Raw genomic sequence first — 15,199 nt, forward strand, 5'->3', positions numbered from 1 at the left:
ACGGAGTGCCGCCGGGGCGAACGAAAAGCCGTACAGGATGTCTGCAGGCCAGCCTGCGATTTAGCGCTTGCTGTACTGCGGGGCCTTACGGGCCTTCTTGAGACCGGCCTTCTTGCGCTCGACCGCACGGTCGTCGCGGGAGAGGAAGCCGGCCTTCTTGAGGGCGCCGCGGTTGTTGTCCACGTCGGCCTCGTTCAGCGCGCGGGCCACACCGAGGCGCAGGGCGCCGGCCTGGCCGGACACGCCGCCACCCGAGATACGGGCGATGACGTCGTAGCGGTTGTCGAGCTCGAGCACCTTGAAGGGCTCGTTGACTTCCTGCTGGTGCACCTTGTTCGGGAAGTAGTCCTCGAGGGTGCGACCGTTGATCTTCCACTTGCCGGTGCCCGGAACGATCCGGACGCGGGCAATGGCGTTCTTGCGACGGCCCAGGCCGGCGGCCGGCTGCGGGTCGCCGAAGCGGGACGCCATGGACTCGGTGGTGTACTCACCCTCGACCGGGGCGTCCGACTCGAAGGTGGTGACCTCCGCGTAGGTCTCTTCGCCCTCGACGGGGGTCTCAACAGTGGTCTCGGCCACGATTCTCCTCAGATTTCTTTTCGTCTTAGGGGGTGGCCGGAACTACTGCGCGACCTGGGTGATCTCGAACGGGACCGGCTGCTGAGCAGCGTGCGGGTGCTGGTCACCCGCGTAGATCTTCAGCTTCGAGAGCATCTGACGGCCCAGGGTGTTCTTGGGGATCATGCCCTTGATGGCCTTCTCCACAGCCTTCTCCGGGCTCTTGGCAAGAAGCTCGTCGTAGCGGACGGAACGCAGACCACCCGGGTAACCGGAGTGGCGGTACGCCATCTTCTGAGTCTTCTTGTTGCCGGAGAGGTGGACCTTCTCGGCGTTGATGATGATGACGAAGTCACCCATGTCCATGTGCGGGGCATAGGTCGGCTTGTGCTTGCCCCGGAGGAGGTTCGCTGCCGTAGTCGCCAGACGGCCCAGGACGATGTCCTGCGCGTCGATGATGTGCCACTGGCGCGTGACATCGCCGGGCTTGGGGCTGTACGTACGCACGGTCGTAGCCTTCGCTTCTTCAGTGAGTGTGGTCCTGACAAGGCCACCCGGACGATCACGACAGCCCTGGCGGCACGCGGGGACGCAACCCGAATGCCTGCCGCTGGTCATCGGCCCGGTGGACCGGCGTAAGGGCCCCTCACGTGAGATAGAGCAAGCCAATACGCATAACGAACCAGTAGAATACCTGCCTGCCCCCTGGCGGGTCAAAACAGGTCCCCGGCCCCCGGCACGCGGGAGCCGGACCGCCCCTTTTCGCGGGCTAGCGCACCCGCTCCACGCGCCGCTCGTCCCACACCGGCTCCGGTGTCTCGCGGACGACCCCGTCGGAGCCGAAGACCAGGTACCGGTCGAAGGAGCGCGCGAACCAGCGGTCGTGCGTCACGGCCAGGACCGTGCCGTCGTAGGCCTCCAGCCCCTCCTGAAGCGCCTCCGCCGACTCCAGGTCGAGGTTGTCCGTCGGCTCGTCGAGCAGCAGGGCCGTGGTCCCCGCGAGCTCCAGCAGGAGGATCTGGAAGCGCGCCTGCTGCCCGCCCGAGAGCTTCTCGAAGGGCTGGTCCCCCTGGCGCTCGAGTTCGTAGCGCCGCAGGACGGACATCGCCCCGCCGCGGTCCTTGGCGTGCTCCGTCCACAGGATGTCGACGAGCGTGCGGCCCAGCAGCTCGGGGTGGGCGTGGGTCTGGGCGAAGTGCCCGGGCACGACCCGTGCGCCCAGCTTCCACTCCCCCGTATGGGCCACGGAGGCGTCACCCGCCAGCAGCCGCAGGAAGTGCGACTTGCCCGACCCGTTGGAACCGAGGACCGCCACCCGCTCCCCGTAGAAGACCTCCAGCGAGAAGGGCTTCATCAGACCGGACAGTTCCAGCCCCTTGCAGGTCAGCGCGCGGACGCCGGTGCGTCCGCCCCGCAGCCGCATCCTGATGTCCTGCTCCCTCGGCGGCTCCGGCGGCGGGCCGGCCTCCTCGAATTTCTTGAAGCGGGTCTGCATCGCCCGGTACCGCGAGGCCATGTCCGGGCTGTTCGCCGCCTGCTGCCTCAGCCGCAGCACCAGCGCCTTCAACCGGGCGTGCTCCTCGTCCCAGCGCCGCTTCAGCTCCTCGAAACGCGCGTAGCGCTCCCGCCGCGCCTCGTGGAACGTGGCGAAGCCGCCGCCGTGGATCCACACGTCCGAGCCGGCCGGTCCCGGTTCCACCGCCACGATCCGCTCCGCCGCCCTGGCCAGCAGTTCCCGGTCGTGGGAGACGAACAGAACGGTCTTACGGGTCTCCTTCAGCCGGTCCTCGAGCCAGCGCTTGCCGGGCACGTCCAGATAGTTGTCCGGCTCGTCGAGCAGCAGCACCTCGTCGGGGCCGCGGAGCAGCGCCTCCAGCACGAGCCGCTTCTGCTCGCCCCCGGAGAGCGTCCGGACCTGGCGCCACTGCGCCTTCTCGTACGGCATTCCGAGCGCCGCCGTGGTGCACATGTCCCAGACGGTCTCCGCCTCGTACCCTCGCGCCTCCGCCCAGTCGCTCAGCGCCTGCGCGTACCTCATCTGCGCGGCCTCGTCGTCGACCGTCATGATCGCGTGCTCCGCGGAGTCCACCGCGGCCGCCGCCTCCCTGATGCGTGGCTGCGCCACCGACACCAGGAGATCCCGGACGGTGCGCTCGTCGCGGACCGAGCCGACGAACTGCCGCATCACGCCGAGCCCGCCGCTGACGCTCACCGAACCGCCGTGCGGCTGGATCTCCCCCGCGATCAGCCGCAGCAGCGTGGTCTTGCCGGCGCCGTTGGCCCCCACCAGCGCCGCCACCGCGCCCTCACCGACCCGGAACGAGGCGTCGGCGAGGAGCGGACGCCCGTCCGGCAGGTAGTACTCGAGATGCGCGGCCTCTACATGTCCCATGGGGCCGATTCTGACTGCCGGGACCGGTCCCGCCCAACAGGTTTAGGATGCGCGGCATGAGCTTTGGGCAGGGGGGACCACAGTGGGGGTCCGGCGGACAGGACCAGAACCCGTACAACCAGGGCCAGTACGGACAGAACCAGTACGGCCAGGACCCGGGCCGGTACGGTCGGAACCAGTACGGGCAGGACTCCTTCGAGCCGTTCGGCGACCGGTCGGGCAGTGACGGTACGCCCGACTGGGCCGCGCTCGCCGACGCCTCGGCCGCCCGCGCCCGCCGCAGGCGCTGGCTCATGGTCGGCGGCGGCGCACTCGCGACCGCGCTCATAGCCGGCGCCGTCGCGACCGCGATCGTCTCGTCCAACAAGGAGGGCGACGACAGCGCCTCCGACAAGAACAGCAGCCAGCTGCCCGCACCGCCGGAACTGCCGCAGAACACCACCGCGCCGGAGCCGTCGTTCTCGTCCGTGGCCCCGCTGCCGCCGCCGGACCCGAAGGAATTCATCTCCGAGCGCAAGAAGGACACCCTGCCGCTGAGCGCCGAGACGCTCTTCCCCGGCAGGAAGCTGACGATGGGCGACCGCGTCTACGACAAGGGCGCGCTGGCCCGCACCGGCAACTGCGCCTCCGCCGTCAAGGGCGCCCTGGCGACCGCCCTCGAGAGCAACGGCTGCGAGCAGGTCTTCCGCGCCACCTACAGCAAGGACGGCATCGCGGTCACGATCGCCGTCGCCACCTTCGAGAACGAGGCGAAGGCGAAGAAGGCCCTCCAGCAGGCGTCGGGCAGCGTCGTGCCGCTGCCGGGCGCGGGCGTGCCCGCGTTCTGCAAGGGCGGCCCGGTGTGCCGCTCCACGTTCAACGCCTACGGCCGCTACGCCTACTTCACGACCACCGGCTACACCACGGCCAAGTCCGTCACCAAGCAGGACACCAAGGCCTTCCAGACGGGCGACGACCTCGGCGAGTTCACGTTCCGTCAGATCGTCCGCCGCGGCGAGGCGCAGGCCTCCGCGGCGGCCTCCGCTCCGGCGCAGTAGCGGGCGAGCGCGCGTGACGGCGCGCTCCCCCGCACAGCAAGGCAGGCACCGTCGAGGCCACGCTCCCCCGCACAGCGGGCCGGCACCGTCGGGGTCACGCTCCCCAGGGGTGCGTCACGCGGCCACCGGCTCCTCCGCGCCGACGGCCGGCGGGGACGCGGAACTCACCGCGGCACTTGGCGGCGGCCCGTGGTTGTGGGCGCGCGGCCGCCGCACCGCCTGAGACGGTTCACCGAAGGGGGCGGGCGCCACCGGCGCCCGCCCCTCCGTCGTGTCCCACCGTCACAGCGGCCGTCGGACCGCCCTGCGCCGCCGTGCCGCGACGAAGAGGACGCCGCCCGCCACGACCGCCGCCGCGGCGCCGAGACCGGCCACCAGCGCCGACGAACCCGTCGCGGCCAGGCCTCCGTTCGCGGACCCGGTGGCCGGACCGCCGGTCGACCCGCCCGTGACGGGCCCGGCCGAGGAGCCACCGGCCGACCCGCCCGTGGCGGACCCGCCGCTGGAGCCACCCGTCGAACCACCGGTCGTGTCACCGGGCGGCACGTCCTTCGGGTTCACCACGACAGCCGCCTTGTCGTTGTCCGGGGTCTCGTCGTGCCGGGAGTGGCCGCCGTAGTAGAACGAGACGACCCTGATCTCGCCCTTGGAGTTCTCGACGCCCTTCTCGATCGTCAGCTCGAAGGGCAGTTCGTGCCGCTCGTCCTCCAGGACGAACTCGCCGAACATACAGCGGTACACGGGAGCGCCCGGCTTGTCGCCGATCCAGTTCTTGCCGTCTGCCGAGTAGCCGCCGCAGCCCTTCGGGTACGACGTCACCCTGGTGCCGGCCGGCACCGTGAACTGGACCCCGCCCACGGTGCGCGGGTCACCCCCGCTGCCGCCGGTGACCCAGGCCGGACCGTTGTTGCGAAAGCCCAGATCGACGGTGACGGTCTCGCCCTTCTCGCCCTCCGCGACGTCGCCGACCGCTTGGAAGTCGGCCGTGTTCACGGCCTGGGGCTCGTACCACCCCTGGTTGTCCCAGATGTACAGGTCGGTCGACCGGGTGCCGGCGCCCACCTTCTCGAGGGCGACCGAAGGTCCTGTCCCGCGGGTGAACGTCAGCCCGTCCCGCAGCCGTTCGCGCTCGGCGGGCGTGTCCTCGTGGAAGCCGTAGCCGAGTTGGTCGACGAACGCCCGCTCCAGGGTCTTCAACTCCATGCCGCGGTCGATCCGGTAGGTGGAGCCGGGCTCGAAGGTTCCCTCGAAGGCGCAGAGCGCGAATCCGGTCCTGGCCGGCCCGGGCAGGTCCGCGTACTCGCAGTTCCCCGCGGTGCGGGGAAGCTCCATCCCCCGGGTGGTGGTCAGCGCGAGCAGCACCCCCTGGGCCGGGAGCGTGCCCTTGTTGACGAAGGCGAACCTCGGCCGCTGTACCTCACCGACCGCCGGCCGCTCCTTCAGGTCCACACGGACGGCGGCGAGATCCGGACCGCCCACGCGGACGAGCGTCGAGGCGCCCTGGACCGTGATGCCCTCGGACTCGCCGACCACCCGAAGGGTGCCGCTCTGCCCGTTCTTGCTGCCCGTTGCGGCGCGGAGCTCCGGGACGCCGATGAGGGTGTCCTCCCCCTCGACGGTCTCCCGGCAGATCATCTTGGTGCCGGCGATGGCGCAGTGGTCGTCCACCGACCTGACCTTGACGTCCACGAAGTCCGCGATCTCGCTGAAGTCGTAGGTGAAGACGTAGTCCCTGGGTCCGGTGTCGCCCACCGGTCCGTCCAGCCTCGCGAAGAAATAGGGCTGCTGGAGTGTGGAACCCGGGAGCGGGAGCCCCAGCTCGGCGTCGAGGCGGATGCGGTAGTCGGGCTCCTCTGCCTGCGCCGTCCCCACGGAACCGCCCAGGAGGGCGACGGCCGTCCCGAAGGCGGCGACACCTCCTAGGAGACGCCGCAGCGTTCTTCTCCCCACCATGGCACTCACCCCTGCCCCACTCCGTCCGGCCACTTGAACGCCGTGTCACGTCCACATGCAAGACCGTCCGGAAAGGCAATGGTTGCCCTGGGAGCCCTGATTCAGCAGCAGCCCGTCGACAGGCCCGGCAGCGAACGCCTGTTCCGCGCCTCCTTGTTCCGCGCGGCGAGCAACTCGTCGGCCGGGTAGCCGACTTCCTCCAGCGTCAGCCCGTGCGGGCGCACCACGTGCACCGCCGAGTCGCGGACGCCGGCCGCCAGGACCTTCGCGGGCCACTCGGCGGGCCGGTGACCGTCGCCGACGAACAGCAGCGCGCCGACCAGCGAGCGCACCATGTTGTGGCAGAAGGCGTCGGCCTTCACGGTCGCTGTGATGACGCCGGACGGGTCGCGTTCCCACGACAGTTGCTGGAGCGTGCGGATGGTCGTCGCGCCGTCACGCTTCTTGCAGTACGCCGCGAAGTCGTGCTCCCCCACCAGCCCGGCGGAGGCCTCGTTCATCGCGGCCACGTCGAGCGGCCAGTCGTGCCACAGCACATGGCCGCGCAGCAGCGGGTCGACGCCACCGGGGTTGTCCGTCACCCGGTACGCGTAGCGCCGCCATATCGCCGAGAAGCGCGCGTTGAAGCCCTCGGGCGCCTCCGCCACGCTCCAGATCCGCACATCGCGCGAGAGCCGGCCCGCCAGCCGCTTGAGCAGCTTCTCCCGGTGCTCCGCCCACAGCTCCGAGGGCAGATCCACGTGCGCCACCTGGCCGCGGGCGTGCACGCCGGCGTCGGTGCGTCCGGCGACGGTCAGCTCGTACGTCGTCCCCGAGCGGGTCACCGTCCGCAGGGCGTCCTCGATCTCGCCCTGCACGGTCCGCCGGCCGCCGGCCTGCTTCGCCCAGCCGGAGAAGTCCTTGCCGTCGTACGAAAGATCCAGCCGCACCCGTACGAAGCCGGGCTTCACCTCGTCGCTCACGCGACCCATCCTCTCAACTCACGCGGAACGGGCCCGCCCCCCATGGGAACGGGCCCGCTCGACGAACCTGAAATCAGGCTCAGGCGTCCTTGGACTCCTCGGCCGGAGCCTCGTCGGCCTTCGCCTCCGCAGCCTCGTCGGACGCGTCCTTCTTGAGGGCGTCCTCCTTGACCGCGCGCTTCGTGGCGGCCTCGGCCTCGGCCACGGTCGCCTTCTTCGCGATCTCGCCCTCGACGAGCTCGATCACAGCCATCGGGGCGTTGTCGCCACGACGGTTGCCGATCTTGGTGATACGGGTGTAGCCACCCGGACGCTCGGCGTAACGCGGAGCGATCTCGGTGAAGAGCGTGTGCACGATGCCCTTGTCCGTGATCGTCTGCAGCACCAGGCGACGGTTGTGGATGTCGCCCTTCTTCGCCTTGGTGATCAGGCGCTCGGCGACCGGACGCAGGCGGCGGGCCTTGGCCTCGGTCGTGGTGATGCGGCCGTGCTCGAACAGCGACTTCGCCAGGTTCGCGAGAAGAAGCTTCTCGTGAGCGGCGCTGCCACCGAAACGGGCTCCCTTGGTGGGACGCGGCATGGGGTTTCTCCTTGTGATCTGCACCGGCCGTGTCAGGTACCGGTGTCAGTTCCCTCCTGGCGGTCGCCGGAGGGTGTGCGGGGAGCCGGAGCTCCCCGCAAGCCTTCTCAGTACTGCTCGGTCTCGACGAAGCCCGCGTCCGCGTCGTCGTCGGCGCCGAAGGCGTCGGCGGCGGCGGTCGGGTCGAATCCGGGCGGGCTGTCCTTGAGGGCCAGGCCCATGCCGGCCAGCTTCGCCTTGACCTCGTCGATCGACTTCGCACCGAAGTTGCGGATGTCGAGCAGGTCGGCCTCGGAGCGCGCCACGAGCTCACCCACGGAGTGGATGCCCTCACGCTTGAGGCAGTTGTACGAACGAACGGTGAGCTCGAGCTCCTCGATCGGCAGCGCCAGGTCGGCGGCAAGGGCGGCGTCCGTGGGGGACGGGCCCATGTCGATGCCCTCGGCGTCGATGTTGAGCTCACGGGCCAGACCGAACAGCTCGACCAGGGTCTTACCGGCGGACGCCATGGCGTCACGCGGGCGCATGGCCTGCTTGGTCTCGACGTCGACGATCAGCTTGTCGAAGTCGGTGCGCTGCTCGACTCGGGTCGCCTCGACCTTGTAGGTGACCTTGAGGACCGGCGAGTAGATGGAGTCGACCGGGATACGGCCGATCTCCTGGCCCACCTGCTTGTTCTGCACGGCGGAGACGTAGCCGCGACCGCGCTCGACGGTCAGCTCCATCTCCAGCTTGCCCTTGCCGTTGAGCGTGGCGAGCACCAGGTCGGGGTTGTGCACCTCGACACCGGCCGGCGGGGCGATGTCAGCAGCGGTGACCAGGCCGGGACCCTGCTTGCGCAGGTACATCACGACCGGCTCGTCGTGCTCCGAGGAGACGACCAGCTGCTTGATGTTCAGGATGAGGTCGGTGACGTCCTCCTTGACGCCCGGCACGGTGGTGAACTCGTGCAGGACACCGTCGATGCGGATGGACGTGACGGCCGCACCCGGGATCGAGGAGAGGAGCGTACGGCGGAGCGAGTTGCCGAGGGTGTAACCGAAGCCCGGCTCGAGGGGCTCGATCACGAACCGCGAGCGGTACTCGTCGACGACCTCTTCGGTCAGCGAGGGACGCTGAGCGATAAGCATGGTGTGTTTCCTTCAGTCATGGATGCCCGCTATTTGACACCCGACAGGTACTGCGTACTGCAAGGGTACGGGCGGTACGCCCCCAGATGGGACCTACCGCCCGAAAGCCCTACGTCGACCAGGATGCGTCCCGCACCCAGGGTCAGACGCGCCTCCGCTTGGGGGGACGGCAGCCGTTGTGCGGCGTGGGGGTGACGTCCTGGATCGAGCCGACCTCGAGGCCGGTGGCCTGGAGGGAGCGGATCGCGGTCTCACGGCCGGAGCCGGGACCCTTGACGAAGACGTCGACCTTGCGCATGCCGTGCTCCTGCGCGCGACGGGCGGCCGACTCGGCGGCCATCTGCGCGGCGAAGGGGGTGGACTTGCGCGAGCCCTTGAAGCCGACGTGGCCGGCGGAGGCCCAGGAGATCACGTTGCCGCTCGGGTCCGTGATGGACACGATCGTGTTGTTGAACGTGCTCTTGATGTGCGCGTGGCCGTGAGCGACGTTCTTCTTTTCCTTGCGGCGCACCTTCTTGGCAGCGCCCTGACGACCCTTGGGGGGCATCTATTACTCCTACGGGGAGGTGGTCGGTCCTACAGCGAAGACCGCTTGGTAAAGCGTCCGCTGAGGACTACTTCTTGCCCGGCTTCTTCTTACCGGCGATGGCGCGACGCGGGCCCTTGCGGGTACGGGCGTTCGTGCTGGTCCGCTGTCCGTGCACGGGCAGGCCACGACGGTGACGGATGCCCTGGTAGCACTGGATCTCGATCTTGCGGCGAATGTCGCCCTGGATCTCGCGGCGGAGGTCACCCTCGGTCTGGAGGTTGGCGTCCACGTACTCGCGGATCTTGACCAGGTCCTCTTCGGCCAGGTCACGAACGCGGGTGTTCGGGTTCACGCCGGTCGAGGCGAGGATCTCCTTGGACCGGGTACGCCCGATACCGAAGACGTAGGTGAGTGCGATCTCCACACGCTTCTCGCGCGGGATGTCAACACCGGAAACGCGTGCCATTCAATGGCTCCTGTGTGTTCGGGGGTCTGCCACAGAACCGCTCCCCGTTCGCCGTACGAGGTACGAGCGAGGTCCCCGGCCCCCGCCGGAGGTGCCGCCGACCCTTGCGGGCTGGGCGGGTTCTGCGTATGTACGTATTGCTTGCGTCGCGCGAAGAACTGCGGGTGCAGGTCGGTCGGCGTGCGTCAGCCCTGGCGCTGCTTGTGGCGCAGGTTGTCGCAGATGACCATGACCCGGCCGTGACGGCGGATCACCTTGCACTTGTCGCAGATCTTCTTGACGCTCGGCTTGACCTTCATGGGATGTGAGGTTCTCCGGGTCAGTGCCGACACCCCGCGATGGGGGTGCGACAAGATCTACTTGTACCGGTAGACGATCCGGCCACGCGTCAGGTCGTACGGGGAGAGCTCCACGACGACCCGGTCGTCCGGGAGGATACGGATGTAGTGCATCCGCATCTTGCCGGAGATGTGCGCGAGGACCTTGTGACCGTTCTGGAGCTCCACCTTGAACATGGCGTTCGGGAGGGACTCGATCACGGTGCCCTCGATTTCGATGGCACCTTGCTTCTTGGCCACGCTTCGCCTTTCGAATCGGCTACCTTGATCGACTCCCGTCCCCGCGTGCGGACACACGGGTACACGAGAGCCGACGCATCAGTCTACGTCAGGCCATTCGAAAAGACGAATCCGGCAAGTTTGCCCAACGTAGGAGATCGTTAAGCGGCGTGCGCGACGGAAGACGCGCGGCGGCCGCCGCGCGTCATGCCAGCGGGTCCGGTGCCGCCGTGATGCCCAGCTCAGCCAGCTTCGCCCTGCCGCCGTCGTGGGCGGTCAGGACCAGCGGGCCCTCCTCGGTCAGCGCGACGGAGTGCTCCCAGTGCGAGGACCAGGTGCCGTCGGTGGTGATGACCGTCCAGTCGTCGGAGAGGACCTCCGTGTGCGGCGTGCCGAGCGACACCATCGGCTCGATGGCCAGGCAGAAGCCGGGGACCAGCTTCGGGCCCTTGCCGCGCTTGCGCGAGACGTAGTTCAGCAGGTGCGGGTCCATGTGCATCTCGGTGCCGATGCCGTGGCCGCCGTAGTCCTCGATGATCCCGTACTTGCCGGTCGCGGGACGCGGCTGGCGGCGGATGTAGGTCTCGATGGCACGGGAGACGTCGACGAGCCGGTTGCCGTTCTTCATCGCTGCGATGCCGGCCCACATCGACTCCTCGGTCACCCGGGACAGCTCGAGGAGCTCCGGAGCGTGCCCGCTGCCCACGAAGGCCGTGTAGGCGGCGTCCCCGTGCCAGCCGTCGACGATGGCGCCGCAGTCGATGGAGATGATGTCGCCGTCCTTGAGGACGGTCTTGTCGTCCGGGATGCCATGGACGACGACCTCGTTGACCGAGGTGCAGATCGTCGCGGGGAAGCCCCCGTAGCCGAGGAAGTTCGACTTCGCGCCGTGGTCGGCGATCACCTTGCGGGCGACCTCGTCGAGGTCCTTGGTCGTGGCGCCGGGCACCGCGGCCTCGCGGGTCGCGTCGTGGATGGCGGCGACGACCAGTCCCGCCTCGCGCATCTTCGCGATCTGCTCGGGGGTCTTGATCTGCACCATTGCGGCGGGCGCCTTTCTGGACAAGTGGTTCCGGGCTTATCAACGATACGGCCGCGGCGTCCGAAGGACACCGCGGCCGTAACTCTCGAGAGAACTGCCTCGCAGGTGCTCAGGCCTGGGCGGCCTTGTCCACCTGGAGGGCCTCCATCGCCCGGGCGGTCACATCGGTGACCTTGCCGAGCGCGGAGATGGTGACCACCAGGCCCTGGGACCTGTAGTAGTCGATGATCGGCTCGGTCTGCGTGTGGTAGACCTCGAGCCGCTTGCGGACCGTCTCCTCCGAGTCGTCGTCGCGCTGGTACAGCTCGCCGCCGCACTCGTCGCAGACGCCCTCGGCCTTGGCCGGGGAGTACGTCACGTGGAAGACGTGCGCGCTGTTGTTGCGGCACACACGGCGTCCGGCGATCCGCTTGACGACCTCGTCCTCGGGGACCTCCAGGTCGAGCACGGCGTCCAGCTGGACGCCCTCGCCCTTGAGCATCTCGTCCAGCGCCTCGGCCTGGCCCACGTTGCGCGGGAAGCCGTCGAGCAGGAAGCCGCCCACGGCGTCCGGCTGGGACATGCGGTCCTTGGCCATCCCGATGGTCACCTCGTCGGGGACCAGGTTGCCGGCGTCCATGTACGCCTTGGCCTGCTTCCCCAGCTCGGTGCCCTGGGAGATGTTGGCGCGGAACAGGTCGCCCGTGGAGATGTGCGGGATCGACAGGTTCTTGGCGAGGAACGCAGCCTGCGTCCCTTTCCCGGCACCGGGCGGTCCGACGAGGACGATTCGCATCAGCGGAGGAACCCTTCGTAATTGCGCTGCTGGAGCTGGCTCTCGATCTGCTTCACGGTCTCCAGACCCACACCCACGATGATGAGGATGCTCGTCCCGCCGAACGGGAAGTTCTGGTTCGCGCCGCCGAAGCCTGCCAACGCCATCGTCGGGACAAGAGCAATCAGACCCAGGTACAGCGAGCCCGGCCAAGTGATCCTGTTGAGCACGTAGCTCAGATACTCGGCAGTAGGTCGACCGGCCCGGATACCCGGGATGAAGCCACCATACTTCTTCATGTTGTCCGCGACTTCCTCGGGGTTGAACGAGATCGCCACATAGAAGAAGGCGAAGAACACGATCAGAAGGAAGTACGTGACGATGTAGTAGGGGTGATCACCCTTGACGAAGTGGGCTTCGATCCAGGTTTTCCAGCCGGACTGCGAGTTCGAGAACTGCGCGACGAGCGCCGGGATGTACAGCAGCGACGAGGCGAAGATGACGGGAATCACACCCGCCTGGTTCACCTTGAGCGGGATGTAGGTGGACGTACCGCCGTACGACCTGCGACCGATCATCCGCTTCGCGTACTGCACCGGGATGCGCCGCTGGGCCTGCTCGACGAAGACGACCAGCCCCACCATCACGAAGCCGATCAGGATGACCGTGCCGAACTCGATCCAGCCCTGGGCGAGCTTGCCGCTCTCCTTGATCGCCCACAGGGCGCCCGGGAAGCCGGCGGCGATCGAGATGAACATGAGGATCGACATGCCGTTGCCGATGCCGCGGTCGGTGATGAGCTCACCGAGCCACATGACGGCCGCGGTACCGGCGGTCATGGTGACGACCATCACGATGGTGGTGAAGATCGAGCGGTCCGGCACGATCTCGTTGCCGACGGGGCAGCTGGCGAAGAGCGCGCCGCTCCGGGCGGTGGCGACGAGGCCGGTACCCTGCAGCACCGCGAGCGCCACCGTCAGGTAACGCGTGTACTGCGTGATCTTCGCCGTGCCGGACTGACCCTCCTTCTTGAGGGCCTCCAGCCGCGGGATGACCACGGTCAGCAGCTGCAGGATGATGCTCGCCGTGATGTACGGCATGATGCCGAGCGCGAAGATGGTGATCTGCAGCAGCGCTCCGCCGCTGAACATGTTCACCAGCCCGAACAGGCTGTTGTTGCCCTTCGTGGCCGCGTCGACACAGATCTGGACATTCTGATAACTGACACCGGGTACCGGGATGTGTGACCCGAGTCGGTACAGAACGATGATGGCCAGTGTGAAGAGCAGCTTCTTGCGCAGGTCGGGCGTCTTGAACGCCCGGGCGAACGCGGTGAGCACGGTGCCTCCTGCGACCCCCGCGCTACTGCGTCAGAGGTGACGGTCTTGAGGATCGACGAATACGTATCAGGCAAAATCCGCACGGGGCGCCAGTAGGCACACCGGGCTGAAGTTAACAACGCACGACACCTTACCGGCGACCGTGCCCCCCAAGGAACGACCAACCGGGGATGCCCCTTATGAGAGGCATCCCCGGTCGGATGTTCAAGCCATCGAGTCGTCTCAGACGAGCTCGGTGACGGTGCCGCCGGCGGCGGCAATCTTCTCCTTGGCGGAACCGGAGACGGCGTCGACCGTCACCTGCAGCGCCACGGAGATCTCGCCCTGGCCCAGGACCTTGACGAGGCTGTTCTTGCGCACGGCACCCTTGTCGACCAGGTCGGCAACGGTGACCTCGCCACCCTCGGGGTAGAGGGCCGCGAGCTTGTCCAGGTTCACGACCTGGTACTCGGTGCGGAACGGGTTCTTGAAGCCCTTGAGCTTCGGGAGACGCATGTGGAGGGGCATCTGCCCACCCTCGAAGCGCTCCGGAACCTGGTAACGGGCCTTGGTGCCCTTGGTACCACGACCGGCCGTCTTACCCTTCGACGCCTCACCACGACCGACACGGGTCTTGGCGGTCTTGGCGCCCGGGGCGGGACGGAGGTTGTGGACCTTCAGCGGGTTCTGCTCCGCCATGTCAGTCGACCTCCTCGACCGTCACGAGGTGGCGGACGGTGTGAACCATTCCGCGGAACTCGGGGCGGTCCTCCTTGACGACCACGTCGTTCAGGCGCTTGAGCCCGAGCGAACGCAGGGTGTCACGGTGGTTCTGCTTGCTGCCGATGTACGACTTCGTCTGCGTGATCTTGAGGCGGGCCATTACGCACCCGCTCCCGCACGCGCACGGAGCAGAGCCGCGGGGGCGACGTCCTCGAGGGGCAGACCACGGCGAGCCGCGATCTCCTCGGGACGCTGCAGGCCCTTGAGGGCCGCCACGGTCGCGTGCACGATGTTGATCGCGTTGTCCGAGCCGAGCGACTTCGACAGGATGTCGTGCACGCCCGCGCACTCGAGCACGGCGCGCACCGGGCCACCGGCGATAACGCCGGTACCGGGGGAAGCCGGCTTGAGCAGGACGACGCCGGCAGCCTTCTCACCCTGGATCGGGTGAGGGATGGTGCCCTGGATACGGGGGACCTTGAAGAAGTGCTTCTTGGCCTCCTCAACACCCTTGGCGATGGCGGCCGGCACCTCCTTGGCCTTGCCGTAACCGACGCCTACGGTGCCGTCACCGTCACCCACCACGACGAGCGCGGTGAAGCTGAAGCGACGACCACCCTTGACAACCTTGGCGACGCGGTTGATCGCGACAACGCGCTCAACGTACGCGGTCTTCTCGGCGGCAGCTGCGCCACCGTCGCGACCCTTCCGGTCCCGCCGCTCGCCGCCACCGGCACCGCTTCCGCGGCGCTGGGGTCCAGCCATTGGATTTACCTCTCTCTGTTACGTCCGTTAGTCCCGGAACCGGGGCTCAGAACTTCAGCCCGGCTTCGCGGGCGGCGTCAGCCAGAGCGGCAATGCGCCCGGCGTACCTGTTGCCACCACGGTCGAACACGACGGCCTCGACGCCGGCGGCCTTGGCGCGCTCGGCGACCAGGGAACCGACCTGCTTGGCCTGGGCGCTCTTGTCGCCCTCGCCACCACGGATCGAGGTGTCCAGGGTCGACGCCGACGCGAGCGTGTGGCCCGCGATGTCGTCGATGACCTGGGCCACGATGTGGCGGTTGGAACGCGTCACGACCAGGCGCGGACGCTCCGGCGTACCGGAGACGTTCTTGCGGACGCGGATGTGGCGGCGCTTGATGGCGGCGCGCTTGTACGCGTCGCCCTTGGCAATCTTCACACCGTATGCCATGG

At 68.3% G+C, this 15,199-nt stretch carries 19 protein-coding genes; 1 reads left to right on the plus strand and 18 read right to left on the minus strand.

Translation table 11 applies throughout. The annotated features are described in order from the left end of the window. Nucleotides 1–60 precede the first annotated feature (60 nt). The 3 genes from rpsI to SPRI_RS15485 all read right to left on the minus strand — a co-directional run bounded on the left by rpsI (nt 61) and on the right by SPRI_RS15485 (nt 2,950). On the minus strand, nt 61–579 hold the full coding sequence (rpsI, locus tag SPRI_RS15475; protein WP_053557020.1) for a 30S ribosomal protein S9: 519 nt from the start codon (nt 577–579) through the stop codon (nt 61–63). Nucleotides 580–621: 42 nt separating this feature from the next. Then, entirely contained in the window at nt 622–1,065 is a 444-nt protein-coding gene (gene rplM, locus SPRI_RS15480) for a 50S ribosomal protein L13 (protein ID WP_005313471.1), read from the minus strand. A 262-nt stretch (nt 1,066–1,327) separates the two neighbouring features. Next, the gene (locus SPRI_RS15485; protein ID WP_005313474.1) at nt 1,328–2,950 is read right to left on the minus strand and encodes an ABC-F family ATP-binding cassette domain-containing protein; all 1,623 of its coding nucleotides are present in this window, start codon (nt 2,948–2,950) and stop codon (nt 1,328–1,330) included. A gap of 56 nt (nt 2,951–3,006) precedes the next feature. Between SPRI_RS15485 and SPRI_RS15490 the strand changes: the two genes are divergently transcribed. Further along, a complete protein-coding gene (locus SPRI_RS15490) occupies nt 3,007–3,987 on the plus strand; it encodes a hypothetical protein (protein WP_005313477.1) in 981 nt (326 codons plus the stop codon). Between the two features lie 282 nt (nt 3,988–4,269). Here SPRI_RS15490 and SPRI_RS15495 read toward each other — a convergent pair whose 3' ends face one another. From SPRI_RS15495 to rplR, 15 genes are all read right to left on the minus strand, one after another. Then, nucleotides 4,270–5,940: a hypothetical protein gene (locus SPRI_RS15495; RefSeq protein ID WP_159039476.1), complete on the minus strand. Its 1,671-nt coding sequence runs from the start codon at nt 5,938–5,940 to the stop codon at nt 4,270–4,272. Between the two features lie 101 nt (nt 5,941–6,041). Then, nucleotides 6,042–6,902, minus strand: a complete 861-nt coding sequence (gene truA, locus SPRI_RS15500) for a tRNA pseudouridine(38-40) synthase TruA (RefSeq protein ID WP_005313482.1) — start codon at nt 6,900–6,902, stop codon at nt 6,042–6,044. A 79-nt stretch (nt 6,903–6,981) separates the two neighbouring features. After that, a complete protein-coding gene (gene rplQ, locus SPRI_RS15505) occupies nt 6,982–7,482 on the minus strand; it encodes a 50S ribosomal protein L17 (RefSeq protein WP_005313485.1) in 501 nt (166 codons plus the stop codon). Between the two features lie 107 nt (nt 7,483–7,589). After that, the gene (locus SPRI_RS15510; RefSeq protein WP_003956430.1) at nt 7,590–8,612 is read right to left on the minus strand and encodes a DNA-directed RNA polymerase subunit alpha; all 1,023 of its coding nucleotides are present in this window, start codon (nt 8,610–8,612) and stop codon (nt 7,590–7,592) included. A 142-nt stretch (nt 8,613–8,754) separates the two neighbouring features. Then, the gene (rpsK, locus tag SPRI_RS15515) at nt 8,755–9,159 is read right to left on the minus strand and encodes a 30S ribosomal protein S11 (RefSeq protein WP_003956432.1); all 405 of its coding nucleotides are present in this window, start codon (nt 9,157–9,159) and stop codon (nt 8,755–8,757) included. 67 nt (nt 9,160–9,226) lie between these two features. Further along, complete coding sequence (gene rpsM / locus SPRI_RS15520; RefSeq protein WP_005313488.1) at nt 9,227–9,607, minus strand: 30S ribosomal protein S13; 381 nt, start codon at nt 9,605–9,607, stop codon at nt 9,227–9,229. Between the two features lie 185 nt (nt 9,608–9,792). Beyond that, nucleotides 9,793–9,906, minus strand: a complete 114-nt coding sequence (rpmJ, locus tag SPRI_RS15525) for a 50S ribosomal protein L36 (RefSeq protein ID WP_003956441.1) — start codon at nt 9,904–9,906, stop codon at nt 9,793–9,795. A 57-nt stretch (nt 9,907–9,963) separates the two neighbouring features. Continuing rightward, entirely contained in the window at nt 9,964–10,185 is a 222-nt protein-coding gene (gene infA / locus SPRI_RS15530) for a translation initiation factor IF-1 (RefSeq protein ID WP_003956442.1), read from the minus strand. Nucleotides 10,186–10,369: 184 nt separating this feature from the next. After that, nucleotides 10,370–11,206 (minus strand): type I methionyl aminopeptidase, encoded by an 837-nt coding sequence (map, locus tag SPRI_RS15535; protein ID WP_005313513.1) that lies wholly within the window; start codon nt 11,204–11,206, stop codon nt 10,370–10,372. A 109-nt stretch (nt 11,207–11,315) separates the two neighbouring features. Beyond that, nucleotides 11,316–11,981: an adenylate kinase gene (locus SPRI_RS15540; RefSeq protein ID WP_005313516.1), complete on the minus strand. Its 666-nt coding sequence runs from the start codon at nt 11,979–11,981 to the stop codon at nt 11,316–11,318. After that, complete coding sequence (gene secY / locus SPRI_RS15545) at nt 11,981–13,300, minus strand: preprotein translocase subunit SecY (protein ID WP_005313519.1); 1,320 nt, start codon at nt 13,298–13,300, stop codon at nt 11,981–11,983. The genes SPRI_RS15540 and secY overlap by 1 nt, the downstream gene beginning before the upstream one ends. A 222-nt stretch (nt 13,301–13,522) precedes the next feature. Next, the gene (gene rplO, locus SPRI_RS15550; protein ID WP_005313522.1) at nt 13,523–13,978 is read right to left on the minus strand and encodes a 50S ribosomal protein L15; all 456 of its coding nucleotides are present in this window, start codon (nt 13,976–13,978) and stop codon (nt 13,523–13,525) included. 1 nt (nt 13,979) lies between these two features. Next, nucleotides 13,980–14,162 carry a 50S ribosomal protein L30 gene (gene rpmD / locus SPRI_RS15555; protein ID WP_005313525.1) on the minus strand — a complete coding sequence of 61 codons (183 nt, stop codon included), beginning with the start codon at nt 14,160–14,162 and terminating at the stop codon, nt 13,980–13,982. After that, entirely contained in the window at nt 14,162–14,767 is a 606-nt protein-coding gene (gene rpsE, locus SPRI_RS15560) for a 30S ribosomal protein S5 (RefSeq protein WP_005313527.1), read from the minus strand. Before rpsE ends, rpmD begins: the two co-directional genes overlap by 1 nt. Nucleotides 14,768–14,813: 46 nt before the next feature. Next, entirely contained in the window at nt 14,814–15,197 is a 384-nt protein-coding gene (gene rplR, locus SPRI_RS15565; protein ID WP_005313533.1) for a 50S ribosomal protein L18, read from the minus strand. Between the last annotated feature and the right edge of the window lie 2 nt (nt 15,198–15,199).

Source organism: Streptomyces pristinaespiralis, assembly GCF_001278075.1.
Classification (GTDB): domain Bacteria; phylum Actinomycetota; class Actinomycetes; order Streptomycetales; family Streptomycetaceae; genus Streptomyces; species Streptomyces pristinaespiralis.

What these genes read in the sequence shown, in the direction of transcription:
- rplO (WP_005313522.1), bottom strand. Translation starts at nt 13,978, where the DNA reads ATGGCGGAGCAGAACCCGCTGAAGGTCCACAACCTCCGTCCCGCCCCG.
- rpsM (WP_005313488.1), bottom strand. Translation starts at nt 9,607, where the DNA reads ATGGCACGCGTTTCCGGTGTTGACATCCCGCGCGAGAAGCGTGTGGAG.
- SPRI_RS15510 (WP_003956430.1), bottom strand. Translation starts at nt 8,612, where the DNA reads ATGCTTATCGCTCAGCGTCCCTCGCTGACCGAAGAGGTCGTCGACGAG.
- rplQ (WP_005313485.1), bottom strand. Translation starts at nt 7,482, where the DNA reads ATGCCGCGTCCCACCAAGGGAGCCCGTTTCGGTGGCAGCGCCGCTCAC.
- rpsE (WP_005313527.1), bottom strand. Translation starts at nt 14,767, where the DNA reads ATGGCTGGACCCCAGCGCCGCGGAAGCGGTGCCGGTGGCGGCGAGCGG.
- SPRI_RS15490 (WP_005313477.1), top strand. Translation starts at nt 3,007, where the DNA reads ATGAGCTTTGGGCAGGGGGGACCACAGTGGGGGTCCGGCGGACAGGAC.
- rpsK (WP_003956432.1), bottom strand. Translation starts at nt 9,159, where the DNA reads ATGCCCCCCAAGGGTCGTCAGGGCGCTGCCAAGAAGGTGCGCCGCAAG.
- SPRI_RS15540 (WP_005313516.1), bottom strand. Translation starts at nt 11,981, where the DNA reads ATGCGAATCGTCCTCGTCGGACCGCCCGGTGCCGGGAAAGGGACGCAG.
- SPRI_RS15485 (WP_005313474.1), bottom strand. Translation starts at nt 2,950, where the DNA reads ATGGGACATGTAGAGGCCGCGCATCTCGAGTACTACCTGCCGGACGGG.
- SPRI_RS15495 (WP_159039476.1), bottom strand. Translation starts at nt 5,940, where the DNA reads ATGGTGGGGAGAAGAACGCTGCGGCGTCTCCTAGGAGGTGTCGCCGCC.
- rpmD (WP_005313525.1), bottom strand. Translation starts at nt 14,162, where the DNA reads ATGGCCCGCCTCAAGATCACGCAGACGAAGTCGTACATCGGCAGCAAG.
- rpmJ (WP_003956441.1), bottom strand. Translation starts at nt 9,906, where the DNA reads ATGAAGGTCAAGCCGAGCGTCAAGAAGATCTGCGACAAGTGCAAGGTG.
- map (WP_005313513.1), bottom strand. Translation starts at nt 11,206, where the DNA reads ATGGTGCAGATCAAGACCCCCGAGCAGATCGCGAAGATGCGCGAGGCG.
- rplR (WP_005313533.1), bottom strand. Translation starts at nt 15,197, where the DNA reads ATGGCATACGGTGTGAAGATTGCCAAGGGCGACGCGTACAAGCGCGCC.